The organism is Thermovibrio guaymasensis (genome assembly GCF_003633715.1).
Taxonomy (GTDB): Bacteria; Aquificota; Aquificia; order Desulfurobacteriales; family Desulfurobacteriaceae; genus Thermovibrio; species Thermovibrio guaymasensis.
The window spans coordinates 211,433-234,932 of the sequence record NZ_RBIE01000001.1; the positions used below are offsets into that span (position 1 = coordinate 211,433).

Consider the following 23,500-nt stretch of genomic DNA (forward strand, 5'->3'; position numbering starts at 1 on the left):
TCCTATCAGCAATTTAGCGGGAGTGGCGGAATCGGCAGACGCGCCGTCTTGAGGGGGCGGTGCCCTTACGGGCGTGCGGGTTCAAATCCCGCCTCCCGCACCACTTAAATTTCCTCTCCCTTAACCATCCTCTTTAACTTCTCAGCTTGGTCTTTAGTTCCGATAATAATCAGTTTGTCCCCTTCCAAAACCATTGTTGTAGATGTCGGGTTCAGTATGAATGAGCCGTCCTCCCTCCTTATTCCGATAACTATAACTCCGGTTTTCTTTGGGATATCAAGTTCTTTTAGTAGTTTGCCGTGGAAAGGCGAACCTTTAGGGACCTCAACCTCTTCCAGTCTAAGGTCTATTTCTCCGTGGTGGGTAACGATATCAAGGAAGGAAACCACACTCGGTCTAATTGCAAGGGATGCCATCCTCAAACCGCCTATAACGTTTGGGAGTATTACTTCTGTAGCTCCGGCCCTCTTAAGCTTTATTACGTTTTCTTCTCTATTTGCCCTTGTTACTATTCTAAGTCTTGGGTTGAGGTTTTTTGCCGAAAGGGTTATGAATAGGTTGTCTGCATCGTCTGCGGTTGCGACAATCATGTTTGCTGCAGACTTTACTCCAGCTTTTATTAGAGTTTCATCCTGAGTTGCATCTCCGTGGATGTAGATCAAGTTGGGGTATTTCTCCTTTGCCTCCTCTATTCTCTCCTCGTTCTTTTCAATTACTACAAATGGAATTTTCTCTCGGGAGAGCTCTTTAACTGCTGCCTGTCCCGTCCTTCCAAGTCCGCAGACGATTGTATGGTTTTTAAGCTTAGCTACCATCTTTTCCATCCTCTTCGTTGTAAATATTTTCCTCAGTTCTCCTTCAAAGATCATTGAAGCTACGGTTGAGGCCCCGTAGGCAAACAGCGCAAAGGCCACGACAATAACTGCCATAGTGAATATCTTTCCGGGGACGGAAAGGGGGTGGACTTCTCCGTAGCCTACAGTTGAAATTGTTATTACTGTATGCCAGAGGCAGTCAAGCCAGCTCCAACCTTCAATGAGCTTTATTCCAGTGGTTGAAACTATGACTAAAAGTAGGAGAGTTGCTAGAATAGATAAGGATTTTTTTACTGTTGTACTGTAAGTTACCATTTTCCCCTCTTTAGTTATTTAATTTTTACAGGAGTTTAAAGTGAAATTCAAGTTCTTTTTCATTGGGAAGATTCCGAGTAAGGCAAACTATAAAAAGATATCCCATAGGAGGATAAACGGTGAGCTTAAACCTTTTATAATGAACAACCCTCAAGTTCTCTCTTCCCAGAGGGAGGCCCTCTACCAGCTTCACCTTCAGAAGCTCAACTACGGCCTTGATAAGTTTCCAATTACAAAGCCGGTGAAAGTTTCTTTAACCTTTTACCTATCCGGTAGGGTACGTCAGAGGGATATTGATAACGCTGAGAAGTTTGTGGGTGATATCCTTGAGAAGGGAGAGATTTTAAAGAGGGACTCCCTTATTTACCAGAAGGAAAGGGTAGAGAAGAGATTGGGTATAAAGGGCTTTGAGGAGATCGTTGAGATAGACATTGAGGTAATTTCCGACGATGTAAGGCTTGAGCTTGAGAGGGGAAAGCCTACATTTCCTCCTGAGTTTTACGAGTTTTTAAAGAAGATGAAGTTGGAGCTCCCAAATGAGAGTTGAGGTAGAAGTTAAGGTTCATCTGGAGAGTTCTCTTGAAGAGGAGATCAGGAAGTTAGGGATAGAGGAATTTGAAATCGTTAGAGAGTCAATTGATGCTAGGAAAAAGCCCATTTTTGTGTACAGGGTAGTTGCAGAACTTCCTCCTGAAAAGGCAAGGGAATTAATAGAGAAGGGTATTGGAAGGGAGTATAGGGAAGTTGAAGAGCTTTCCATTCCAAAGCTTCCGGTAAAAAGGAGAGTTTTAGTAGTAGGTAGCGGTCCTGCAGGTCTCTTTGCAGCTTTAACCCTTGCAGAGGCCGGCCTTGAAGTTGTAGTTGTTGAGAGGGGTAAGCCCATTCCAGAAAGGGTTAAGGATGTTTCCCGCTTTTGGAAGTACAGGCGCCTTAACGAGAACTCAAACGTTCAGTTTGGAGAGGGAGGAGCTGGAACGTTTTCAGACGGAAAGTTAACGACGAGAGTAAAGGATAAGAAGAAGTACTTCGTCTTTAAGACCTTTGTTGAGTGTGGAGCTCCAAGGGAAATCCTTTACAAGAGTAAGCCCCACGTAGGGACCGATAAACTAAGGGAGGTTATCCCCAACTTAAGGGAGAAACTGAAGAAATTAGGAGTTGAGTTTAGGTTTAATACCCTCTTGAAGGAGCTCCACCTTGAAGGTGGCCGGGTTGTCAGTGCTACTTTGGAAGACCTTGAAACTGGTCTAAGTACGATGGAAGAGTTTGACTACTACTTCCTTGCTCCTGGTAACAGCGCAAGGGATACCTTTGAAATGCTAAAGAGGGTAGGTATAGCCCTTGAAGCAAAGCCTTTTGCAGTTGGCCTCAGGGTAATTCACAGACAAAAAACGATAAATAGGGTTCAGTACGGCAGGAAGTGGTTTAAACACCCGAAACTTCCTCCCGCAGAGTACGCCTTTACCTACAAGTCCAAAAGGAGGAACGTCTTTACCTTCTGCATGTGCCCTGGAGGTTACGTAATTTGCGCTTCAAGTGAGAAGTATTCTGTTGTCTGTAACGGAATGAGTAACTACAGGCGGGACAGCGGTTACGCCAACAGTGCCGTTGTTGTTCAAGTTTTCCCTGAGGACTTTGAAAATGACCCATTTAAAGCTATTGAGTTTCAGCGTTCACTTGAGAGGGCAGCATTCGTTATGGGAGGTAGTAACTACTCAATGCCTGCCCAGAGGGTAGTTGACTTTATAGAGGGTAAGAGCTCGACAGAGCTTATTGAAGGCGGGTACATCTCGGAGATAAAGAGTGCGAGGCTTGATAGGCTTTTACCTGAAGAGATTAGAGAACCTATAAAGGAGGCCTTCCTCTACTGGGCTGAAAAGCGCTCCTTTTTCCTTCCGTCAAATGCCACTTTCGTTGGAGTAGAGACGAGGACTTCTTCACCTCTTAGAATAGTTAGGGATGAAAGTTACAGGAGTATTAGCGCAGAGAACCTATACCCTGTTGGAGAGGGAGCTGGATACGCCGGAGGAATTACCAGCTCAGCAATAGACGGGATAAACGGGGCTTTATCGTTAATTGAGAGCTTGCAGGTGAAAAAGGTCCTTTAAAAGGCGGGAAGGTCCCCGCCTGAAGTTTAGTCATTCTTCCTTCTTTTGAGCCTTAAGAATCCTAAAGGTAGGAGGGCTAGTAGTGAAGATACTACTCCTCCGATTCCACTTGATGGGGAAATAGAACATCCTCCGCTATCTCCCCCGCCACCGGTTTGAGTCTCTCCTTGAGCAGAAGTAGAGGCTTTCTTAGCAATAGCTACTGTAATCTCACTACCTTTTGTAGCAGTTAGTGTAACCTTTATCTTACCGTCATTCTCTACGGTGTAGCTTACGGCGGAAGAGGGGGTGCCAAATACTTCGTAGTCGGTTGCCTTTCCTTCTAAGGGTAGGACTTCAAAAGTCGTTGAGTTACCGTTGTTGAGGTTAAAGGTCATAGCTTGCTTTACTGTATAACCGTTAGGAACGAAGCTCGTATCTATTGAATCTGCTCCTGTTGGCTCAACATCTCCACCACTTGGAGTCCACACTTTTGTTATAACGGCGTTGCCGTCCTCCGGTGGGAAGACTTGAACATCTACCGGTGAGTAATAGGCAAATGTTAACTTCCTGAGGTCCGCTTCTGTAAACTCACCGTTGTAACCCTCTATTGCTGCTTTGGGAACTTCAAATACAGTTACGCCCGGAACTGTATCAATGTGTGGATATTTCTTTATAGCTCTGTTGAACTTTCCTCTTGAAGAGTGGCAGTCCTGACATTGGAGAACGTGTAGTGGGTTGTCTGAGAATTCTGCATCTCCTCCAGATTGCATTGGCTGAGAGCTGACAGGAGCAACGTTATGGCTCATTATGTAGGAGCCGTCAAGGATTCCTAAGTGGTAGACGTACTGAACTTTAACATCTTTACCGGTTACTTTCTTTATTGCGGCTTCTAAGGCGCTGGCTGCGAACTTGATTTCATCCTCTTCGTCTACAAATGGAGCTTCTGCTTCGTCCTTTCTGATTATCATAGTTTCGCCAGTTTCTGGGTTCTCCAGCATGTTTGGAAGGGTTGACTTAACAACCCAACCGCTTTTGGTATTTGAGTTAATCCAGTTAACCGTTCCGTCAGAGTTGAATCTACCGACGATCGGAGCTTCTTTGGGAATTCCGACGCTGTCTGCGTCTGGAAATTCAACGGTATCTCCGTACTTACCTACGTAGGCCCAGTATACCATCCCACCCGGAACAACGTATTTGTTATTAAGGGCTTTAGCAGGTTTATAGGGTTTTCCATCCTTAAAGTAAATCAGCCCGAATTCGGCCTCCGGCCTATCTGGGTTACTTGTGTTCCAAGTATCTGGAGAAACTTTAAATACCATATGTAGGAACCTATTGGGAACTCCTCTTCCGTCACTCAACCTCCAGTAGAGCTCCGCAATAGAGTTTGCCGGTTTGATTTTTAGAACGGGAGTTTCTCCTTTTGCCGGGACGTGGGGGAACCATACGTAATCTGGGTAGAAAGGAACCGTTGCATCGTGTTCTTCATCAAAGTTCCAGAATAGGTGTCCTTTTCCCTCTTCAGTTGTTCTTATTAGCGTCTGAATTACTCCGTTGAACTTCTGTGGTATGTGACAGGTTGTACAGTGTATATACTTTAGGTGAACATCTGCTATGTTTTCCGGGAATGCTCCCTTGTGAATCTCTTTATAGTCGGTGTGGCACATTATACACGTTGTTGTTCCCGATAGGTCGGATCTTACGTTGAATCCGTCCGTTCCTTTTGCAACGTCGTGAGATGGCATCCATGATGGCTGTACGTATTGGAGCTCTAAAGCGTCCGATTTTACCTGACGGTGGCAGTCTGCACACTTCATACCGCCTTGGGCGTGTACGTCCAGGTAGGGCACTTTTTCCCATTGTCCCGTTTTTGGATTGAAGAACTCGGGGCGTTTACTGTCGTCAATAACCTTGTGGGGTAGGTTGTCACTGCCTATCTCACCTACGTCCCCGATTTCCTGAGCTCTCTTGAAAAACCCTGGTGATGTGAGTAAGTAGATATCTCCAAATAGACCAATGTTGTCGTAGGGGGTTATCTTGCCGTCGGCGTTAATGTCGTAAACGCCTGCGTGACACCTTGAACAAGATTCGTTTGTTGTTCCTCTTATGAGGTAGTGAAATTTGCTAACTTTGTCTTTATCGTAATTTACCGTCCAGTCGGGATTTATACTTCCTAATCCTGCTCCAACCGTATCTACCCAGCCAGGGTGCTTTTTCTTCCATGAGGTCATCCTGGCATTTCCGAGGTCGTAGGAGTAGGCGTGACATACGAGACAGTCGTTGTCCCTTACGTTTGGAACTACGGTATCTCCTGCTTTTGCGTGGTAATCAAAAACTTTTAGGGTTCCGTTTGGTCCGTCAACTAGGTAGTCTCCGTAGTAGATGCCGTTTTTTAGGGCGTTTTCAACGTATTTAGGGTCCATTTTATCAAGGGGCTGTTCCATCTGGTCCTTTAAGCCAAAACCTCCTCCTGGATGGCAAATTGAACACTTTCCGGTATTCCATTCCGCCGTTGTGAAGTTGATGTCAAGAGGGTCTGTAGTTTTGTAAGGAGCTAACTTAAACATATGGGGAACAGAAACTCTGTTGTACATACCTCCTGGTCCGTAGATATTTTTAGGGCCGTACCACTTCAGGTAGAGACCTGATTGGTCTTTAGGTAAGGTGCTCTTTTCCCCGAACTTTTCGTAGACCTGTTTATAGACTTCGGCACTAAGTGTTGATAGCCTTCCCTGTTGAGAGTGCCATCCCATATTGATGTAGTCAAGGTTGTGGCATCCTTTACAGGATTTCTGGTAGCTGACTGGGAGTTTAGATTGGACTTTCCCGTTCTCGTTGAGGATTGGGTTTCCGTTAACGTCAACTAGCGTGATGGGAGGGTGCTGAGCTAAGGCTTGGTTGAAAGTTGTCAATATGAAGACTGCGGTTGTTACGGTTAAGAGGCTTCGCATCTTTATACCCCCTTATTTGAGTTTTGATTCTTTGTTAAAAAGCTAAATTATGATTCAATTTAAGTCTAATTAAAATTATCAAAAAATGCAAATATATATAAATTCTGTTTTATATATTTGATTTAATTAGTGATGGTATTAATAATTTTGCTTTTATGCTAATGTTATTGTTAACAGATGCTTTCGCTAAGTGACCGAGTTTGACCTAGAGTAAGGGTTTTGTTCTCTTTACTGAAGAGTAGAGGGAGGAAAGGATGAACAGTAGAGCTAAAGAGCTTATTACCGGTTCAGGAATGGAGTAAAAGAGCTCAATTAACATCATGATCCCCAGCGCTCCTATCCCCCAGTGGGCACCGTGCTCTAAGTAAGGCAGTTCTTTTAATTTTCCACTTTCAACGAAGTAAATCGTTAAACTTCTTAAAATGAAGGCGCCGACAGACAGACCTACAGTTATTATTATGAGGTTCTGACTTATTGCAAATGCACCGACGGTTCCGTCAAGTGAGCATGAGGCGTCAAGGAGCTCTAGGTATATAAATGCCCCGATTCCTCCATCAATTCCTCTTTTGTCCTTAAAGTAGTCAATGGCGCTTTTAATGAAGTGGACCGTTTCAAAGAGAAGGATTCCCAAAATCATTGAAAGAATTATTGAAGGGTCCTTTTTAAGGTATCCAACTATAAAAACTACTGTTAGGGCTACGATTAACTTTATTTCTCCAAGTTTTGCAAGTTTTGATGCCCTTTCTTCTAGAGTTTTAATCCAGTGGAGCTCCCTTCCGGCGTCAAAGAGCCAGTTTAGGAAGACCATAAATAGGAAGGAACCTCCAAAGGCCAAGATTAGAGGTTCGGCTCTTTCAAGGTGGTGAGCGTAAATTTCAGGTTCTTTAAGGGCAATTTTTATAGTCTCTGCTATTCCGAGGTCTGCAGTGATGGAAACTATTAGGACCGGGAATAGAAACCTCATTCCAAAGACTGCAATTACCATTCCCCAGGTTAAAAACTTCCTCCTCCAGACCTTTGAGAGTCCGGAGAGGATTACTGCGTTCATTACGGCGTTATCAAAGGAGAGGGAGATTTCAAGGAGTGAGAGGGTAGTTCCTTCAAAAACTCCCTTTATTCCCATATAGATAAACTCAATTACCCAGCTTATTAACAAGATTACTGCAAATTCGGTAAGGAGTTTCTTTAGTTTCAACGCTCCCTCCTGGTGAAGGTTATTTTATAACAGTTAAGAGTTCCTCAACTACTCTCTCTGGAGGGATTTCAAAGCATTTTCTGTTTTTACACTTAGTCTTCCCGTGGAGGGAGCAAGGAGAACAGGGAAGGTTTAGGGTTAGGGCTTTTCCCTCGTCCGGATAGGGTGCAAATCCAAAGGAAGGGTGGGTCGGGCCGAATATTGAGACGACCGGGGTTTTTACTGCCCTTGCCATGTGAACTACTGCTGAATCGTTTGACACAACCCCTCTGCAAATGGATATTAGGGCTAAACTCTCTTTTAGGGAGAGTTCTCCACAGAAGTTAACTGCACCTTCCCTCTTTAAGATTTCACCTTTACTTCTTTCCTCCTTTCCGCCGACAATAACTGGGGCAAAGCCTAATTTTCTAAGGTTTTTAACTATTTCCTTAAATTTACCAAGAGGGTATGTTTTGCTTTCCCACCTTGCTCCAGGAGCAACTGCTATGAGGTTTTTACTCTCTCCCAACAGACTTTTTAGTTTCTTGAGGGCTACTTCATCAACCTTCAGGTAAGGGCGCGGTTTTTTTATCTCAACTCCTATATTCCTGAATACTTCTGCATAGAGCTCTGGAACGAAGAGCCCTTTGGCTTTAAAGGGTTTGAAAATGACCATTAACCTTCTTAAAAAGCTTTTCTTCTTGTAGGTAAAAACTGGAAAGTTCAGGTATCTCCTTAAAATTTTTGTTCTAAGGGTGTCGTGGAGGTCAAAGGCTGAATCGTACTCCTGAAGTTCCTCTGAAAGGGCCTTGATTCCCTTTAAAGTTTTTAAGTCCTTTCTCTCTACTTCTATAACTTTGTTTAAAAAGGGATGGCCTTTAAAGAGTTCTCCAAAGGGTTTAAAGGTTAGTAGGTCAACTTTAATTCTTTTTTCCTTTAAAGCCGGGAGGACGGAACTTACAAGTATCACGTCTCCCAGTGAAGAGAACCTGATTAAAAGGACTTTCATTATTCATCTATAGGTTCAAACTTGTCCTTACTCGCTCCGCATACCGGACATACCCACTCATCCGGTAGGGCTTCAAAGGGCGTTCCTGGAGGAATGTTGTTTTCAGGGTCTCCTTCGTCAACGTTGTATATGTACCCGCAAACTGTGCACCTCCATAGCTTGTGCCTGATTTCCATTTCTTACCTCCTTATCCGAACTAACTTTAAATATAGCTTATTTAAATTTTGGAGGGAGAGGTGGAGAAGAAGTTAGAGAAGAGAGTTAAACTGGAAGTTCTGAAACCTAAAGCTCCTATAAGGCGTTTTGACATCTTTGCCGAGTGGAACAGGATAAAGGCAATCAAGGAGTACGGTTTTTCAGAGGAAGAGGCTAAAGCCTTTGGTTTAGCGGTTGCTAAGGTTGTTGCTGCTAGGAAGTTCTACGGCCACAGAATTAAGTATAGGGGTGCTACTAGGGAGTACCTTGAAGGGAAGACTAAGGAGAAGTGGTGGGAGAAGTTGGCAAGTGCTGAGGAGTTTGACGAGAAGATAGTTGAGAGGATGGGAAGGGACTTTTACGAGAAAGTTTTCTCTCCAGCTATTTTAAAGGCCTATGAGGAGGGGAAGGATTATATGGATATAAGGGATACTTTGAGGGAAGAGTGGAATAAACTTCTGGAGGGCTGATTATGGCTTCTGTTATTGGTTACCTTGAAATAGAGCTCCACATTCCCCATGCCCACTCACTTAAGGAGAAGAGGAGCGTTGTAAAGAGGGTCGTTGAGAGGTTGAAGGGTAAGTTCAACGTTTCTGTCAGTGAGATAGGTAAACAGGACTCTTGGCAGGAGGCAGTAATAGGGGTTGTTACTTTGGGAACGAGTAAAAAAATTGTTGATGCTACCCTTGAGAAAGTTGTCTCTTTCGTTGAAGAGCTCGTTCCGGGACTTATCCTTGACTATAGGAAGGAGGTCTTTTAGAGTGAGGTAAGTTTCTCAATCAGTAACCATTCAATTACTGATTGAGGTTTTCCGTAAAACCTCAAAAAATTCCTTGCCGATTCTAATTTGTCTGCCCACTTTAAGATTGTTTCTTTCTGGGATAGAAGGGCTTCTAAACTGTCCAAGAAGAGAAGAGTGTCATCCCTTGATAGGTTTGAGAACTTTGAGGAAAAGGCCGTTATCTCTTTGAGTTTATTTCTGCTCTTCATGAGGTTTACAAAGCCTGAAAGGAGCTCCAGTATCTCCGTTTTCTCACTTAACCTAATGGCTGTTCCCGGGCTTCCCCTTGAAACTTTTATTACCCTTTTGTCGTAGTTCACTCCAAGCTTTTTTAGAATGAACTCAACGTTTGCGTCTGTAAGCCTTCCAAATCTAAATACTCTGCACCTTGAACGGATTGTTGGAAAGACACCCTGTTCGTTCCTGGAGATTAAGATTATGTATGCGTAGTTTGGAGGTTCTTCTAAGGTTTTTAGGAGGGCGTTTGCAGCTTCTCCCCTCATGAGCTCTGCGTTGTCAATTAGAGCTCCCTTTCCTTTCCCTTCCGTAGGTTTTGTAAAGAGCCACTCAGAGAGCTCCCTTATTTCTTCAATCGTTGGAGGTTTTTCAACTCCCAATTCCCTTACTGAGAGTTTAGAGCCGGTTAGGTAGTTTAGGAGCTCCCTTCCTATTAACCTCTTTCCGACCCCTTCGGGTCCGCAGAGAAGTGAAGTTGCAGGGTAGAGTTTACTCTCCACTAAACTCCTTATAATTCCGAGCTGTTTAGAGTGGCCTACAACAGAATTAAAGAGCACCTAACCTCCTCTGAACTTCTTTAACAACTTTGTTGAAAATCTCATCTACGCTCTTCCTTCCGTCAATGACAACCACTCTATCATTCTCTTTTTCGGCTATCTTTAAAAAACCTTCTCTAACCTTTCTGTGGAACTCAAGGCTTTCCATTTCAAGCCTGTCTTTCTTCTTACCCTTTAACCTTTCAAAGGCTACTTCAACCGGTAGGTCAATTAAGAACGTTAAGTTTGGCTTTAGCCCTCCGGTTGCTTCTCTGTTCATCTTCTCTATTAAATCTACGTCTATTCCTCTTCCAAATCCCTGATAGGCAAGGGTTGAATCTGAGAACCTATCGCATATTACAAAACTTCCCTCTTTAAGGGCCGGTCTTATTAAGTTTTCAACGTGGAATCCCCTTGCGGCTATGTAGAGGCAGAGCTCACTGAAGGGCGGAAAGTTCTCCTCCCTTTCTCTCAGAATAAATTCCCTTAACTCTTCGGCTGAAGGGGTTCCTCCCGGCTCTCTGGTCAAGATTGTTTCCTTTCCCCTATCTATCAGCCACTGGTAAAGGAGTTTTGCCTGAGTGGTCTTTCCACAGCCCTCTATTCCTTCAAAGGTTATAAACACTCTCAGTCCCCCAGGAGTTGTGATCTCGTAAGTTTACTTTTCGTCTTTGCTTTTTTCTTCTTAAAGAAGATGGAGAGGATTTTTCCAGATTCCTTAACGGCAATTGAGCCGAGAACCGATGAGATTAGGACGTAGATTGCAGTAAAGGGAACGAGTTTAGGGGTGGTTGCTGCAACTAAGATTGAAAACTCTCCCCTTGGCAGTAGCATTAAACCGGCTGAAGCTCCCCTTTTAAGGGAAAGTCCGTAAAGTTTTCCCGAGACTATTCCCGTTAAGATTTTAGTTAAAAAGGAGAGAACTAGGAAAACCGCCAGCGGGACGATTATTGAGTAGTTAACCTTTGAAAGGTCTATGCTAAGTCCAAATGAAAGGAAGAAGAGAGCTCCCAGTAAGTCCCTATACGGTATTACTACCTGTTCAACCCTATCTTTGTGGGAAGTTTCAGCAAAGAGAGTTCCTGCAGTGAAGGCACCTATAGCCTCTGAAAGTCCGAAACCTGTTGCAGCTTCAACCAGTATAAAGAGGATGGTTCCAACGAGTAAGACTAAGAACTCCGTTGCCGTTCCGTACTTCTCTATTAAAAAGTCAACCACTCTGTTGAAGTTCTTCACGAAGATAAAGGCAAAAAATATAAAGAGAGCGATCTTTACGACAACTTTTAAAACTTCTGTTGAACTCGGGTTACCTGATGAGAAGTTTACTAAGATTGCCAAGAGGGTTGCTGCTGCTATGTCCTCAAAGACTAGAATTGCCAAAACAGGTTCAACTTCCGGGTTTGCAAGTTTCTTAAGGTCAATTAAGAGCTTAGAGACTATTGCCGAGGAGCTCGGGTAGAGAATTACAGCTATTACAAAGGAGCTCATAAGGTCAAAGCCTAGGAGCCTGGCTGCGAGGAATACTGGAAAGAAGTTGAAAATAAAGTCAACAGTTCCTACTCCAACTATGTTTTTAAAGTTCTTCTCCATCTCTGCTAGGGAAAACTCAAGGCCTATATAAAAGAGGAGGAGGATGACTCCGAGGGCTTCAAAAACGTGAACTGAGTGGAAGTGGTAAAAGAGTGAAATTAAAATTCCGGTGATTATGTAGATGGGTATTACTGGAAACTTAAACTTCTCCGCGATTAAGTATGAAAGGAAAAGAGCCGTCATAAATAGTGAAAGGATAGATGTAAAGCTCTCCATTTTAGCCTTTTTTCTCCTCTACTTCCTTTACAAACTTCTTAACGTTCTCAAGGGTTCCAACTACTATTAGAGTATCACCCGGTTCTATCTTAAAGAGGGGAGATGGAGAAACTATTACGTTGTCCTCTCTAATTACTGCAACAACTATGACTCCCCACTTCTTCCTGATTTCTAGTTCCTTAATTGATTTGTTTACCAGGAAAGAGTTCTCTGGGACTTTAACCCACTCAAAGACTAAGTGTTTCATTAAGAAGCCAATCTTTTCCTCATCGGAGGTTGGCTGGAATAGAGCTCCAACCAAGATCGTTCCGAGTGTCCTGGCCTCCTCATCAGTTAGTTCAATTACCGCCGTCGGCTCTTCGCTGTCCTCCTCAAAGTAGTAAATTTCCCTCTTTCCCGTATAGTGGATTACGACTACTATGGTGTCTCCGTTTTCTGTTTTAACGGTGTACTTCTTACCTATTCCGGGGAGCTCTCCCTCTTTCACGTACATCCCTTTAACCTCCCTTAACTTCTCCTTCTGGAATTACCACCTTAAAGACTCCTCTGAGTTGGCCTGCTCGGTAGTTTAGTGCCCTATCGTTAGGGTACTTTTCCCTGATAACTCTTAAAACTTCCGGGTTCATACTCTCAGGTTTCCCGTGACAGTTTAGGCAGAAAGGAGAGACCAGTATAGGTTTGTAGTAGACAAAGTAACCGTCCAATTTCTTTACCTTGTATGGAGAGAGCTTACCTTCCTTTAGCTCCTCTTTAAACTCATTTATTACCTCTTGGTCAAGTCCGTCCGGTCTATTCTTAGGATTCCTAAACTTATCTGAGACCCTCTTTACCTTCACTACTACGAGTTCCTTGTTAACCTTCTCTGTCAGTTCCTCTGCCTTCCTTGAACAGAACTCTATTGCTTTTGGGAAACCTCCCTCTTTAAGGGCCGTTCCTAAATTACTCTTTAGTTCACCCATAAGCCTCTTTACAGCCATCTGGCCTAAAGAAGCAACCTCTTTCTCAGTTCCCTTATCAAGGGGTTTTTTCTGGTGTGAAGCACATCCGGTCAAAAGGACGGCCAGTAGAAGGGGAAGGACTTTCCTCATTCCCTAACCTCCCTTGCAATCGTTAGAGTTCCGCAGCCTCCAAGTTTATCTCTCCTGAACCTGTTTGAGAGTGTAACCCTTACTCCTTCCTTCCTGAGGAAGAGGAAAGCTTCTTCGTACTCCTCTTCACTCACGCCTTTAAGGGGAATTCCTTCAACCTCATTGTAGGCCATCAGCATAACTGTCATTCTGTACTTCCTTGCAAGCTCTCCCAGTTTCTTTAACTCTTCTTTGCTGTCGTTGACCCCCTTTATTAACAGGTAGCCAAACTGAAACTTCTTCCTTCTAGAGGAAGATGTTTTTTGGAGGTATTCTTCAAGGGCTTTTAAGACTTCATCTAGAGGTACGTTAACTCCGAATATTTTCTCCCTGACTTCCTTGGAAATTCCGTGGACGGAAATTGTTAAACCGTCGTGGGGAGCTCCCATCAGTTTCTTAAATCCCTCTATTGGGTATCCGGTTGTGCTTACAGTTACTTTTAACCCATCCCTTTTAAAGAGCTCTATTGCTTTTACTACCTCGTCGGCGTTCGCAGAAGGTTCTCCTATTCCTGCTATTGCAACCCCTTTAATGGGGAGTTCTTCCTTTAAGAGACTGTACTGGGCGAAGATTTCTTCAGCCTTTAAACTCCTTTTAAGACCGTACATTCCAGATGCACAGAAGGCACACCTTACGGGGCACCCTACCTGGGAGGAGACGCACAACCTCTCTCCCTTATAAAAGACGCTCTCAACCTTATAGCCGTCTTCTGTCTCGTAGATAAAAAGCATGTTTAAAGGACTCTTAAGACTCCTGATTACTCTCATTTCCAATTACTCCTGCTTTGGTGAAACAGCTGAACCTATCGTCAACCTTTTCCTTTAGCTTGTTAATGTATTCTTCCCACTGCTCCTTGGTTAAAAATGTCTGTATCGGAAGTTCAACCTTCTTTCCCTCTTCAAGCTCTACAACTACCCTCTCAAGGAGGACGTTTACGTCAACTACTCTACCTTTCCCTTCAGGGGTCTCTACCTCCTGGTTAATTTCCGGGAGGAACTGCCTTATGTAGTAGTTGGCTTCTTCAAACTTTAAGCAGCACATTAACCTTCCACAGGTTCCTGACAGCTTTGCAGGGTTTGGAGGAAGCCCCTGTAACTTTGCAAGGTTTAAGGATATTGATTGGAAGCAATCTATAAACTCTTTACAGCAGCAGATCCTACCGCACATTCCAACGGCGCCCACCATCTTGACTTCGTCCCTTACGCCTATCTGGCGGAGCTCTATCCTGGTCTTAAAGTGGGCTGCAAGGTCCCTCACAAGCTGTCTAAAGTCAACCCTGTTTTTAGCTGTAAAGTAGAAAACAATCCTTTCCTTATTTAAAGTCGTGTAAGCCTTTACGAGCTTCATCTCAAGGCCGTGTTTTTTTACCTTTTCTTTACATACTTCAAGGGCCTCTTCTGAGAAGAGGAGGTTTGATAGAAACTTGTTCTTATCCTCCTCTGTGGCTGGTCTAACCATCGGGTAAAGCTCTTCCTCTTTCAGGCCAAATTTTTCAAGAGTTTCTGGTTTTACCTTATAGCTCTTTAAGACTTTAACTAGCTCCAGTCCCCTTTCAGTTTTTATTACTACTTCATCTTTAAGATCTTTAAGGAAGGTGGAAGAATTTCTTTTTGCAAGACCGACCTTTTCGGTATCTGGGTATTTAAACTTAATTACCTCCATTGCTTCTCCTTGTGGTACTCTTTTATTTGCTAAATTTATTCTAAAGTGCAACTTTTTGAAGTTTTAAGGGCTTTTAATAAAGTTTTCATAATATACGACCAGAATTCTTTAATTGTCTTGCACATAAGCTAAACAGTGCTATATAATTAAGAATCGGAAAAAAACTCAAAAAGGAGGAGAGTATGAAGGGGAGGCTCAGCAAGCTTCGCTCAGGGCTGCTGGCTGCTACTATTGCTGCTGTTGCAGTAATTGGTCTTAATACTACCGATGCCAGCGCAGCCCTCAGGAACATCTCTAAAGAATCTCAGGCGTGTCTTGGATGTCACAAAGGCATGAACCCTGCCCTCGTTCAGCAGTGGGGAGTTAGCAAGCACGCTGAGGCTGGAGTAGGCTGTTACGAGTGTCATATGGCAAACAAGGGTGACAAGGACGCCTTCCAGCACTTTGGTTTTACAATCTCCACAATCGTTTCACCTATTGACTGTGGAAAGTGTCACCCTAAAGAGGCTAAGGAGGTTACAGAATCTCACCACGCAAAGGCTGCCCAGTTTGTTGGTTCTCTTGACAACGTTCTTGGAAGGATCGTAGAGGGTGAAGCCCTCTTCAACCTCGGTTGTGCCCAGTGTCACGGTAGGACAATCCCTGTTAAGAACGGTCTTCCTATAATGGGACCGTGGCCAAACGAGGGTATTGGAAGAGTTAACCCAGACGGTTCACTTGGAAACTGTGCAGCTTGTCACTTCAGGCACTCCTTCAGCCTCAAGCAGGTTCGTGAGCCTGACATGTGTGGTAAGTGTCACCAGGGACCTGACCATCCACAGATTGAGATTTGGGAGCTCAGTAAGCACGGTATAGCTTACAAGGCCCATCAGTCTGAAATTGAGCAGACCCTTGATAGGGCTAAGTGGGTTCTCGGTGAGGACTACTACCAGGCTCCAAACTGTGTAACATGTCACATGGGTGCTACTGTAACTGGTGCTAAGGCAACTCACGACGTTGGAGCAAGGCTATCCTGGACTTTAAGGCCACCAATCTCCAAGCACAAGCCTAACTGGGAAGCTAAGCGTGCTGAGATGAAGAAGGTTTGTGCAGCTTGCCACCAGAAGGTTTGGGTTGATGCCTTCTACTACCAGTTTGATAACCTTGTAAACCTCTATAACGAGAAGTTTGCTAAGCCTGCCGCTCAGGTTATGAAGTTCCTCAGGAAGAACAAGATTATTGACCCAATTCCATTTAACCAGAAGATTGAGTGGGAGTACTTCCTCCTCTGGCACCACGAAGGACGTAGGGCAAGACACGGTGCTTCTATGATGGCTCCAGACTGGACCCACTGGCACGGTCTCTTTGAAGTTGCTTACAACTTCTACTTCAAGCTCCTCCCAGAAGCTGATAAGCTAGTTGAGGAGAAAGGAAGCAGGTCTGTTAAGAGACAGTGGAAAGAGTTCAAGAAGAAGCTCTTTGCTAATCCGTACCACAAGTGGTTCCATGAGTTCAACAAAGAAGAGCTCAGGAAGATTGCTAAGTTCTACGCTGAGCGTTACGGTCAGTCTGCTCAGTAATTTATCGGGGGAGGATATCCTCCCCCTTTTCAATATTTCCCTCAGGAGGAAACCTTGAAAAAGAAAATCTCGGCTCTTTTACTATCTTTAACCCTTTTAACCCCATCTTTAGCTTTTTCAAAGAGTGCAACTTATGAAAAGGAAATTGAAAAAAAGATAAAGTGTCCTACCAGCTTTACTCAAAATCCTCCTTACTATTTCTACTGTATCTACCGTGACTACCATAACCATAAGTACGATTCAGGAATAGAGAAAGCAAAAAAGGCTTTAAAGGAAATAGAGCCTCTTTTAAAGAAAAATCCAAAAGGAATAATTCCTAACGCTGAAAAGAAAGGGGCAAAACTTAGGGATCCTCACGTCTATAAAGTTGCTTCAGACCTACATATGTTACTTGGAATGCTCTACTACAAGAAGAGTTTAGACGTTGATGATTCTGCTGAAAAGAAAGTTTATAAGCCTTTTTTTGAAAAACTCCAAAAGAAGGGCTTTGACTTTGTTCAGATAAATGAGCTTATGGCCCTTTATAGTATGAAGAGGCTTTTCCCTGATCAGATGGATGAGAAGAAAAGGAAAAGGTATAGAGAGCTCCTGAAGAAAATGGGGGTTAATGAGAAGGAGCTTGACGACCTTATGACGAAAGCTCAAAAAGTTGCTGAAGAGCAGGATAAAAAGAGACTTCAGTACTTAAGGATGGCCTTTGAAGAGTTTCAGAAGGCTGTTCAGATAGACCCAGAAAATGCTCTGGCCTACTATCAACTGGGTAACCTTTACAGCGGTATTCTCTCTGAAGGAGCACCGGAGGCTTCTGAGGCTGCCGAGGAAGCCTACTATAAGGCTGCGTCCATTTTAAAGAAGGAAGGGGATATTAACGGTTATAAGGAAGTGGTTAAGAGGTTAAAGCTAATAAATCCTAGTTCAAAGTACCTGAAGTTACTGGAAGAGAAAGGAAAGAATGATGCGTAGGTTTTTAGTTCTCATTCCAATTTTTCTCTTTTCCTGTACTACCAGTAACGACGTAAGTAAATCCCTTTCGACCGTACTTCCTCCTCCCAAAACTGTCCTTGATAGGAAACTTGAAGGGTCAATGCCTCAGGAACTTCCAGTTACACCTTCAGTTGATGTTAAGAAACTTGATCCGTGTACTCGCCACCTCCTCTTTGCCGATCAGTACATCACAGCTTCCGACTATGATTCTGCAGCTGATGAGGTAAGGGAAGCTGGAAAGTACTGCTCTCACGATGACCCAAGGTATAACTATATGAAGGCAGTTGTTCTTGATGCAAAGGAGAGGAAGGAAGAGGCATATGAGTATTACTATAAAGCTGCTAAAGGTTATATAGAGAAAGGGGATTACGAAAGCGCCTTTAAGTGTTACTCAAACATGCTTTCAATTAAACCTTACGGTAAGGAAGTAGAGGAGCTAAAGAAGTACTTCCAGGATGAGGATTATTAGTAATTTATTTATAACTTGAGAAGACATAAAACTGATGATAAGATACTTCAGCCATATAAAGAATTCTGAATATTAGGTTCAGGAGGTAAAGGTGACGGAGAAGACAAAAGCCTTTATAGTAGGGGGTATTGTAGGAATCGTTATTGCAGGGGTGGGAGCTCTCATCTCTGCTCAGATGATTGAGAACACTGCAGAGGTTGAATTCTGCGGCTCCTGTCACGAGATGAAACCGATGTACGAAGCCTGGGAGAAGGGACCTCACGGTCCACTTGGGAACAGGAGGGGAGCCGTTAGAGCCGCCTGTGCCGATTGTCACTTACCCCACGATAATGTGGTATCTTATTTAGTGAACAAGGCAAAGTTCGGAGCTCAGGATGGATTCGGCCACTTCTTCAAGGGAGGATACTCTGACGACCTTGAACACTGGATTGAGAAGAGGAAGGAGAGGGATCACTACGTTTTCATTACAAACTGTACCCGCTGTCATACGCAGCTTCCAGACAACGTTATGCATGAGAAGATTAAACTTGGAGAAATTGAGGGGAACTGTCTTGACTGCCACTGGTACGTAGGCCATGGTTTTGACTTTGAGGAAAAATTAAAGGAGTTCTTCGGTAAGAAAGAGGGAGAGAAAGGGCATGAATAGCCTTAAAACAAACTTCTGGGGAGGTGCAAAGTGAGAGTAAAAACACTATCGCTCCTTGCAGGGCTGCTTTTTGCAGGAAGTGGTGTAGCGATGGCCGATCAACACCCGGTTCCACCTAATGTGATTAAGAACCTTCCACCGCAACAGCAGCAGTGTAGGGTCTGTCACCAACAGACTACTCCAAAGGTCTATAAAGAGTGGGCACGTTCAAGGCACGCAGTTGCCAACGTAAGGTGTTTTCAGTGTCACGGTACTCTTGATGACTTCCACAAAACACCACCTATTGAAAAGTGTATGGCTTGCCACTTCCATGAAGTAGAGACTATGCAGAAGAAGAAGCCTGGAATGAAGTGCTGGGATTGTCACCAGGAGCACGTTTTCCAATTCCACGGAAGTAGTGTTAAGAACTTAAAGAGTGCTAAAGACTTTAACCCAGCTCAGTATTAATAATTCTGTAAAAGGAGGGTACGATGGGAATTGGAAGGAGAGACTTCCTTAAAAAGAGTGCAGCTTTAACTGCAGCTTCCCTTGTTGGTATTAACCTTAAGATAAAGGCTGACGGTATTGCACCAGTTGAGGCTTCTGCAGGAGAGAACCTTGCCCAGATTCCGGATGAGGTTAAGCGTTCACCTGCTTATAAGAAAGAAGGAGATATTGAGTGGGTAAGGGGAGTTTGCCGTTTCTGTGGAACTGGATGTAAGGTATGGCTCGGTTTAAAGAACGGGAAGCCAGCAATTATCCGTGGAGAGAAGGACTCTCAGATTAACTTCGGCTTCCTGTGTATGAAAGGGATGCTCTTTTACAAGCTCTTCAGGCATCCAGATAGGCTAACACAGCCCCTTTACAGGAAGAGTAAGAAGGAGCCGTTTAAGCCTATTTCCTGGGAGAAGGCCTTTGACATTATGGCCGATGAGATGATTAAGGCCATCAAGAAGGGCGAATGGGGCCCAATGGGCTGGACAGGAATAGCGTACTACGGTTCAGGACAGGCTCTAACTGAAGAGACTTACCTCTTCCAGAAGCTCTTCAGGTGTATAGGAACCAACCACGTAGAGGGTAACCCAAGGCTCTGTATGGCTTCAGCTGTTGGAGGATACCTTACCTCTTACGGAACTGATGAGCCAGCCGGAGGTTATGCCGACTTTGATAAAGCTCAAACTGTCTTCATCATCGGTTCAAACACTGCTGAGTGTCACCCAATCCTCTACCGCCGTATTATGAAGAACAAGCTTGCTAATCCTAACGGCTACATGGTGATTAACGTTGACCCAAGGGTTTCTCCTACTTCAAAGATTGCCGATATCCACATGCAGTTTAAGCCCGGAACGGACCTTGCTCTCCTTAACGCACTGGCCCACGTGATTATTAAAGAAGGCCTTTACGATAAAGAGTTTGTAAGTAAGTACTGTTCATTCCACATCTATACAAAGGGAAGGGATAAGAATCCTCTAATTGGTCACGCAGTTTCATTTGAGGAGTACAAGAGGTTCCTTGAGAAGTACACTCCTGAATACGCAGCTGAAATCTGTGGCGGTAACATTACTCCTGAGATGATTAGAAAAGTTGCAAGGAGATTTGCAACCACAAGGACAGTTTCTATATGGACGATGGGGCTAAACCAAAGGACCCGTGGCGTTTGGGTTAACAACCTAGTTACGAACCTACACCTTTTAACAGGAAACGTGTGTAAGGACGGAGCTGATGCCCTTTCACTTACAGGTCAGCCAAACGCCTGTGGTGGTGTTCGTGAAGGTGGTGGACTCTGTCACATCCTTCCGGGCCATAGGGTAGTTAAGAATGCTAAACACAGGCATCAGCTTGAGAAGATCTGGGGCGTTCCAAAGGGAACTATTCCTCCAAAGCCTGGATACCATACCGTTAAGATGTTCTCTGCTATTTCCTACACTGAGGAAGACAAGAGGAGGTTCCCCGGATTAAAGCCTATTCACTTCATCTGGATTGAGGAGACTTCACCACTTCAGTCCCTTCCTAACATGAGAAGGTTTAGGGAGGGCTTTGCAAGGGATGATGTCTTCGTTGTTGTAACAGATATCTTCCCAACGAGGACAACAGAGTTTGCAAACCTAATCCTTCCTGCGGCTTTCCACTTTGAAAAGACCGGTGTTTACGGTTGTACAGAGCGTCGTTCACAGCTAACACCAAAGGCTGTTAAGGCTCCTGGTCAGGCAATGCCTGAACTCTGGCAGATTGTTAACTTTGCTCAGGTCCTCGCTAAGAAGTTAAAGAGGGAAAGGGATCCGAAGCTACGTAAGAGGGCTTCTATCGTTTACCAGTGTGTAGCTCCATTCATTGAGGCTGCAAAGAAGGATCCATGGTGGACACTTTCAAAAGAGGTGTGGAACGAGTATGCCGGTAAGGTAACTAAGGGGCAAGACAGTGACCTTTCCGGTGCTACCTATGAAGTCCTTCTTGAGAGGCCAGACGGCGTTCAGTGGCCTGCTCCAACTGTTGAGATTGCCCGTAAGGGAGGAACACTCAGAAGGTTCGTTGTTGGAAAAGACCCAATCGCTACAAAGATTGCCCAAACACATCCAGAGTACAGGGATTGGAAGTGCATTGACTATGGTCACCTCCACAAAGACCACAAGTTCTGGGTCTGGCTCAGGCCTTACAAAGGACCTGCTGAGCCACCAGACGCTGAGTATCCGTTCGTTCTCTCTACAGGAAGGGTTATTGACCACTGGCATACAGCTTCAATGACTGGCCGTATTCCAGAGCTTGCAGGAGACTACCCATACGCTTGGGTAGAGATCAACCCAAAAGATGCACAGCGCCTTGGAATTAACCCCGGTGACCTCGTTTTAGTTGAGACACGCCGTGGAAAGAACATCCTTCCTGCCCGTATATCAACTGACGAAGGTCCAATGGAAGGAATGGTCTTCGTTTACTGGTACGACCAGGAGAAGAGCAGGATGATTAACTTCTGTACACTTGATGCCTTTGACCCAGGTTCAAAGCAGCCTGAGTTTAAGATCTGTGCTTGCCGCATTAAGAAGTACGCTCCTGCTCAACCTCTTAAGTCCTTCATCGTTAAGCTTGAGAAAGTTAGGGGCGGTTACCTCCACAACGCAGAGCTTGATCCTAATGAGAAGTAAAAGGGCTTTGGAGGGGGCCTACTGGCCCCCTTTTCTTTTTGGGTCTTTTAAAATTCGAAAATCCGAATATAATCCAATATTAAGAGGTGAATATGCCTATTGTGAGCTGTGTTGTTACTGCTGAGCCGGAGAAGGGCTTTCAGGTGGAGAAGGAGCTCTTTGAAATACCCGGAGTTGAAGTTTACGGAGGAGAGCTAAAGGAGGAGGATAACGCCTACTACATAATAGTTGTTCTTGATGCAGAGAGGTACGAGGAACTTGAGGCTTTAGAGAGGAAGATAAAGAGCGTAGACGGAGTCTTACAGGTTGCAGTTGTTGAGGCTTACTTCTTAGACGAGTTTGAAAAGATTGAAAGAGGAGAAATTATCCCTAAAAATCCGTTCCACGGTTTAAAGAGAGCAGAAAAAGAAGCTGAAAGAATGTGGCTTGGAGAAGACGATGGAGAAGGAAAGGAAAACTGACAGGAGAGAATTTTTAAAGGTTACCCTAGGAGCATTTATCGGAGGAGCTCTGTTTTCCTCCTGTTCCCTTTCAGACTTAAAAAATCCAAAAACTATGGTCAAAAGTCCTATAAAAACGAACGTTCTCAGGCCACCTGGAGCAGTTCCTGAGGAGCACTTTGCTCAAAAGTGTATAAGGTGTGGAAGGTGTGGAGAAGTTTGTCCTTACCACTGTATTAAGTACTTTGACGTTAAAACTGGAGGAGTCTTTTCCGGAACGCCCTACGTTGATGTTATGGAAAAGCCCTGCTACCTATGTATGAAGTGTGTCTACGTTTGTCCTACAGGTTCTCTCGTCCCGTGTGCTAAAGAAGAAGTTAGGATGGGAGTTGCTGTAATAAACCGTCAAATTTGCGTTACCTGGCAGCAGGATAAGACCGGTCTTATGTGTAAGACCTGTTTTAACGTCTGTCCCTTCTCGGGAGTCGCAATAAAGATTGACCACGATTTTAGACCTTACATCATTGAGGAAAACTGTACGGGCTGCGGGATTTGTGCCTATTCCTGTATAGCTGATACTTACCCAGAAAATAACGGTAAGAAGGCCATATCAATTCAGCCTATAAAGTGGAAAAAGATTAAGCAGATTAAACTTGAGGATATTAAGAAATCTTAAGGGGTGGTGCTGTGGCCAGAAAGAGCTTCTTTAAGAGAATAACACTTTGGCGTTACCTCTTTCTTACAGCCTGTTTTATTACTGTTATAGGTAACCCCTTTGCCAACTACTACTGGGACGTAAACTTCATTCAAGGTTGGTTTCAGTCTATAGGTATTGGCAACCTTTGGGTAGTTTCTCCACTTGAAGGCCTTGAGTCTATCCTGACTGCAAAGTTTTTCTATATGCCCTCTTTAGTTGGAATGGTTATTCCTGTAACCCTTGCTTTCTTAATGGGAAGGGTTTTCTGTAGCTGGATGTGTCCCGTAGAGTTTCTATCCCTTCTAACTGATAAAGTCCTCGGGTTAATTCCTAAGTGGGGCAATAGCTTAAAGTACAGGAAAGACTTGGTTAGGTTTGCCAAGTACACTCTCTGGTTTGCCCTTGTAGCAGAGCTTATGGTTACAATGGTTATCGGGTATCCTATGTTCGTATGGTGGTCTCCTCCAGGACTTGTTGGAAGGGAGACGATGTTTTACGTCTTCTATAAGCACGTGACGGTTGAGATCTTCATAGTAATTTTCGTCCTCCTTTTGAACCTAATTACTAGGAGGATGTTCTGTAGGTACTTCTGTCCCCTTGGAGCTATTTTGGCCCTGATAGGGAAGAGGAGACAACTGGTTATTGAGTATGACGCCTCAAAGTGTGTTGGCTGTAAGATATGTGACAAGCGTTGTCCCATGGGAATCAGCCCCAGCGTAGGGGAGAGCCAGAGCGTTTACTGCTGGAACTGTGCTGAGTGTGTTGACGTATGTCCAACATCTGCACTCAACTTTGTCTGGAGGGATAGAGGATTCATAACGCTCCCTAAAGGTTCTAAACAGGGGTCTGCTGTATAAGTTTTTCCTGTTATTTTGACTTTTTAATAAAAAAACATAA

General features: G+C 44.1%; 25 protein-coding genes and 1 tRNA gene. 14 read left to right on the forward strand and 12 right to left on the reverse strand.

The features are described from left to right. Nucleotides 1–16 precede the first annotated feature (16 nt). A tRNA-Leu gene (locus tag C7457_RS01220) sits at nucleotides 17–103 on the forward strand. A 1-nt stretch (nucleotide 104) separates the two neighbouring features. On the opposite strand, the gene C7457_RS01225 is transcribed toward C7457_RS01220, so the two are convergent. Further along, nucleotides 105–1,130, reverse strand: a complete 1,026-nt coding sequence (locus tag C7457_RS01225) for a potassium channel family protein (protein WP_121169619.1) — start codon at nucleotides 1,128–1,130, stop codon at nucleotides 105–107. Nucleotides 1,131–1,170: 40 nt separating this feature from the next. On the opposite strand from C7457_RS01225, the gene C7457_RS01230 reads away from it, so the two are divergent. Together C7457_RS01230 and C7457_RS01235 are read left to right on the forward strand one after the other, a co-directional pair. Beyond that, complete coding sequence (locus tag C7457_RS01230) at nucleotides 1,171–1,677, forward strand: RusA family crossover junction endodeoxyribonuclease (protein WP_121169620.1); 507 nt, start codon at nucleotides 1,171–1,173, stop codon at nucleotides 1,675–1,677. Further along, entirely contained in the window at nucleotides 1,667–3,235 is a 1,569-nt protein-coding gene (locus C7457_RS01235) for an NAD(P)/FAD-dependent oxidoreductase (protein ID WP_121169621.1), read from the forward strand. The genes C7457_RS01230 and C7457_RS01235 overlap by 11 nt, the downstream gene beginning before the upstream one ends. A 26-nt stretch (nucleotides 3,236–3,261) precedes the next feature. Here C7457_RS01235 and C7457_RS01240 read toward each other — a convergent pair whose 3' ends face one another. The 4 genes from C7457_RS01240 to rd all read right to left on the reverse strand — a co-directional run bounded on the left by C7457_RS01240 (nucleotide 3,262) and on the right by rd (nucleotide 8,524). Beyond that, complete coding sequence (locus C7457_RS01240) at nucleotides 3,262–6,165, reverse strand: cytochrome c3 family protein (protein WP_121169622.1); 2,904 nt, start codon at nucleotides 6,163–6,165, stop codon at nucleotides 3,262–3,264. A 205-nt stretch (nucleotides 6,166–6,370) separates the two neighbouring features. Beyond that, nucleotides 6,371–7,360 (reverse strand): DUF475 domain-containing protein, encoded by a 990-nt coding sequence (locus tag C7457_RS01245; protein WP_121169623.1) that lies wholly within the window; start codon nucleotides 7,358–7,360, stop codon nucleotides 6,371–6,373. 19 nt (nucleotides 7,361–7,379) lie between these two features. Continuing rightward, on the reverse strand, nucleotides 7,380–8,348 hold the full coding sequence (locus C7457_RS01250; RefSeq protein ID WP_121169624.1) for a glycosyltransferase family 9 protein: 969 nt from the start codon (nucleotides 8,346–8,348) through the stop codon (nucleotides 7,380–7,382). After that, nucleotides 8,348–8,524 (reverse strand): rubredoxin, encoded by a 177-nt coding sequence (gene rd, locus C7457_RS01255; RefSeq protein WP_121169625.1) that lies wholly within the window; start codon nucleotides 8,522–8,524, stop codon nucleotides 8,348–8,350. Before rd ends, C7457_RS01250 begins: the two co-directional genes overlap by 1 nt. 60 nt (nucleotides 8,525–8,584) lie before the next feature. Between rd and C7457_RS01260 the strand changes: the two genes are divergently transcribed. Both C7457_RS01260 and C7457_RS01265 read left to right on the forward strand, forming a co-directional pair. After that, nucleotides 8,585–9,013, forward strand: coding sequence for a hypothetical protein (locus C7457_RS01260; protein WP_121169626.1), 429 nt, complete (start codon nucleotides 8,585–8,587; stop codon nucleotides 9,011–9,013). Nucleotides 9,014–9,015: 2 nt separating this feature from the next. After that, nucleotides 9,016–9,303, forward strand: coding sequence for a DUF503 domain-containing protein (locus tag C7457_RS01265; RefSeq protein WP_121169627.1), 288 nt, complete (start codon nucleotides 9,016–9,018; stop codon nucleotides 9,301–9,303). On the opposite strand, the gene C7457_RS01270 is transcribed toward C7457_RS01265, so the two are convergent. Genes C7457_RS01270 through C7457_RS01300 form a run of 7 tightly spaced genes read right to left on the reverse strand, consistent with a single transcriptional unit; the run spans nucleotide 9,300 to nucleotide 14,692 of the window. Next, nucleotides 9,300–10,118 carry a DNA polymerase III subunit delta' gene (locus tag C7457_RS01270; RefSeq protein WP_121169628.1) on the reverse strand — a complete coding sequence of 273 codons (819 nt, stop codon included), beginning with the start codon at nucleotides 10,116–10,118 and terminating at the stop codon, nucleotides 9,300–9,302. The genes C7457_RS01265 and C7457_RS01270 overlap by 4 nt on opposite strands. Continuing rightward, entirely contained in the window at nucleotides 10,108–10,722 is a 615-nt protein-coding gene (gene tmk, locus C7457_RS01275) for a dTMP kinase (RefSeq protein WP_121169629.1), read from the reverse strand. The genes C7457_RS01270 and tmk overlap by 11 nt, the downstream gene beginning before the upstream one ends. Before the next feature lie 2 nt (nucleotides 10,723–10,724). Then, on the reverse strand, nucleotides 10,725–11,903 hold the full coding sequence (locus C7457_RS01280) for a cation:proton antiporter (RefSeq protein WP_121169630.1): 1,179 nt from the start codon (nucleotides 11,901–11,903) through the stop codon (nucleotides 10,725–10,727). 1 nt (nucleotide 11,904) lies between these two features. Next, nucleotides 11,905–12,396 carry a cation:proton antiporter regulatory subunit gene (locus C7457_RS01285; protein ID WP_121169631.1) on the reverse strand — a complete coding sequence of 164 codons (492 nt, stop codon included), beginning with the start codon at nucleotides 12,394–12,396 and terminating at the stop codon, nucleotides 11,905–11,907. Between the two features lie 4 nt (nucleotides 12,397–12,400). Then, nucleotides 12,401–12,991 (reverse strand): Tll0287-like domain-containing protein, encoded by a 591-nt coding sequence (locus tag C7457_RS01290; RefSeq protein ID WP_121169632.1) that lies wholly within the window; start codon nucleotides 12,989–12,991, stop codon nucleotides 12,401–12,403. Next, nucleotides 12,988–13,797, reverse strand: a complete 810-nt coding sequence (locus C7457_RS01295) for a radical SAM protein (protein WP_121169633.1) — start codon at nucleotides 13,795–13,797, stop codon at nucleotides 12,988–12,990. The genes C7457_RS01290 and C7457_RS01295 overlap by 4 nt, the downstream gene beginning before the upstream one ends. Next, the gene (locus C7457_RS01300; RefSeq protein ID WP_121169634.1) at nucleotides 13,775–14,692 is read right to left on the reverse strand and encodes a PSP1 domain-containing protein; all 918 of its coding nucleotides are present in this window, start codon (nucleotides 14,690–14,692) and stop codon (nucleotides 13,775–13,777) included. The genes C7457_RS01295 and C7457_RS01300 overlap by 23 nt, the downstream gene beginning before the upstream one ends. 182 nt (nucleotides 14,693–14,874) lie before the next feature. Between C7457_RS01300 and C7457_RS01305 the strand changes: the two genes are divergently transcribed. The 9 genes from C7457_RS01305 (at nucleotide 14,875) to C7457_RS01345 (ending at nucleotide 23,460) form a co-directional block, all read left to right on the forward strand. Next, on the forward strand, nucleotides 14,875–16,251 hold the full coding sequence (locus C7457_RS01305) for a multiheme c-type cytochrome (protein ID WP_121169635.1): 1,377 nt from the start codon (nucleotides 14,875–14,877) through the stop codon (nucleotides 16,249–16,251). 54 nt (nucleotides 16,252–16,305) lie between these two features. Further along, a complete protein-coding gene (locus C7457_RS01310) occupies nucleotides 16,306–17,214 on the forward strand; it encodes a tetratricopeptide repeat protein (RefSeq protein WP_121169636.1) in 909 nt (302 codons plus the stop codon). Then, the gene (locus C7457_RS01315) at nucleotides 17,204–17,704 is read left to right on the forward strand and encodes a tetratricopeptide repeat protein (protein ID WP_211321802.1); all 501 of its coding nucleotides are present in this window, start codon (nucleotides 17,204–17,206) and stop codon (nucleotides 17,702–17,704) included. The genes C7457_RS01310 and C7457_RS01315 overlap by 11 nt, the downstream gene beginning before the upstream one ends. A gap of 91 nt (nucleotides 17,705–17,795) precedes the next feature. Next, nucleotides 17,796–18,350 carry a cytochrome c3 family protein gene (locus C7457_RS01320; protein ID WP_121169638.1) on the forward strand — a complete coding sequence of 185 codons (555 nt, stop codon included), beginning with the start codon at nucleotides 17,796–17,798 and terminating at the stop codon, nucleotides 18,348–18,350. A gap of 30 nt (nucleotides 18,351–18,380) precedes the next feature. Beyond that, the gene (locus tag C7457_RS01325; RefSeq protein ID WP_121169639.1) at nucleotides 18,381–18,797 is read left to right on the forward strand and encodes a hypothetical protein; all 417 of its coding nucleotides are present in this window, start codon (nucleotides 18,381–18,383) and stop codon (nucleotides 18,795–18,797) included. A 23-nt stretch (nucleotides 18,798–18,820) separates the two neighbouring features. Next, on the forward strand, nucleotides 18,821–21,466 hold the full coding sequence (locus C7457_RS01330) for a molybdopterin-dependent oxidoreductase (protein ID WP_121169640.1): 2,646 nt from the start codon (nucleotides 18,821–18,823) through the stop codon (nucleotides 21,464–21,466). 92 nt (nucleotides 21,467–21,558) lie between these two features. Then, on the forward strand, nucleotides 21,559–21,927 hold the full coding sequence (locus tag C7457_RS01335) for a chaperone NapD (RefSeq protein WP_121169641.1): 369 nt from the start codon (nucleotides 21,559–21,561) through the stop codon (nucleotides 21,925–21,927). Next, nucleotides 21,905–22,582 (forward strand): 4Fe-4S dicluster domain-containing protein, encoded by a 678-nt coding sequence (locus tag C7457_RS01340; RefSeq protein ID WP_121169642.1) that lies wholly within the window; start codon nucleotides 21,905–21,907, stop codon nucleotides 22,580–22,582. Before C7457_RS01335 ends, C7457_RS01340 begins: the two co-directional genes overlap by 23 nt. A gap of 11 nt (nucleotides 22,583–22,593) precedes the next feature. Beyond that, nucleotides 22,594–23,460, forward strand: coding sequence for a 4Fe-4S binding protein (locus tag C7457_RS01345; RefSeq protein ID WP_121169643.1), 867 nt, complete (start codon nucleotides 22,594–22,596; stop codon nucleotides 23,458–23,460). Nucleotides 23,461–23,500 lie beyond the last annotated feature (40 nt).

Excerpts from the sequence above, each read along its gene's own strand:
- C7457_RS01235 (WP_121169621.1), top strand. The coding sequence starts at position 1,667 with ATGAGAGTTGAGGTAGAAGTTAAGGTTCATCTGGAGAGTTCTCTTGAA.
- C7457_RS01280 (WP_121169630.1), bottom strand. The coding sequence starts at position 11,903 with ATGGAGAGCTTTACATCTATCCTTTCACTATTTATGACGGCTCTTTTC.
- C7457_RS01295 (WP_121169633.1), bottom strand. The coding sequence starts at position 13,797 with ATGAGAGTAATCAGGAGTCTTAAGAGTCCTTTAAACATGCTTTTTATC.
- C7457_RS01330 (WP_121169640.1), top strand. The coding sequence starts at position 18,821 with ATGGGAATTGGAAGGAGAGACTTCCTTAAAAAGAGTGCAGCTTTAACT.
- C7457_RS01265 (WP_121169627.1), top strand. The coding sequence starts at position 9,016 with ATGGCTTCTGTTATTGGTTACCTTGAAATAGAGCTCCACATTCCCCAT.
- C7457_RS01250 (WP_121169624.1), bottom strand. The coding sequence starts at position 8,348 with ATGAAAGTCCTTTTAATCAGGTTCTCTTCACTGGGAGACGTGATACTT.
- C7457_RS01240 (WP_121169622.1), bottom strand. The coding sequence starts at position 6,165 with ATGCGAAGCCTCTTAACCGTAACAACCGCAGTCTTCATATTGACAACT.
- C7457_RS01305 (WP_121169635.1), top strand. The coding sequence starts at position 14,875 with ATGAAGGGGAGGCTCAGCAAGCTTCGCTCAGGGCTGCTGGCTGCTACT.
- C7457_RS01290 (WP_121169632.1), bottom strand. The coding sequence starts at position 12,991 with ATGAGGAAAGTCCTTCCCCTTCTACTGGCCGTCCTTTTGACCGGATGT.
- C7457_RS01315 (WP_211321802.1), top strand. The coding sequence starts at position 17,204 with ATGATGCGTAGGTTTTTAGTTCTCATTCCAATTTTTCTCTTTTCCTGT.
- C7457_RS01340 (WP_121169642.1), top strand. The coding sequence starts at position 21,905 with ATGGAGAAGGAAAGGAAAACTGACAGGAGAGAATTTTTAAAGGTTACC.
- rd (WP_121169625.1), bottom strand. The coding sequence starts at position 8,524 with ATGGAAATCAGGCACAAGCTATGGAGGTGCACAGTTTGCGGGTACATA.
- C7457_RS01225 (WP_121169619.1), bottom strand. The coding sequence starts at position 1,130 with ATGGTAACTTACAGTACAACAGTAAAAAAATCCTTATCTATTCTAGCA.
- C7457_RS01300 (WP_121169634.1), bottom strand. The coding sequence starts at position 14,692 with ATGGAGGTAATTAAGTTTAAATACCCAGATACCGAAAAGGTCGGTCTT.
- C7457_RS01335 (WP_121169641.1), top strand. The coding sequence starts at position 21,559 with ATGCCTATTGTGAGCTGTGTTGTTACTGCTGAGCCGGAGAAGGGCTTT.
- C7457_RS01285 (WP_121169631.1), bottom strand. The coding sequence starts at position 12,396 with ATGTACGTGAAAGAGGGAGAGCTCCCCGGAATAGGTAAGAAGTACACC.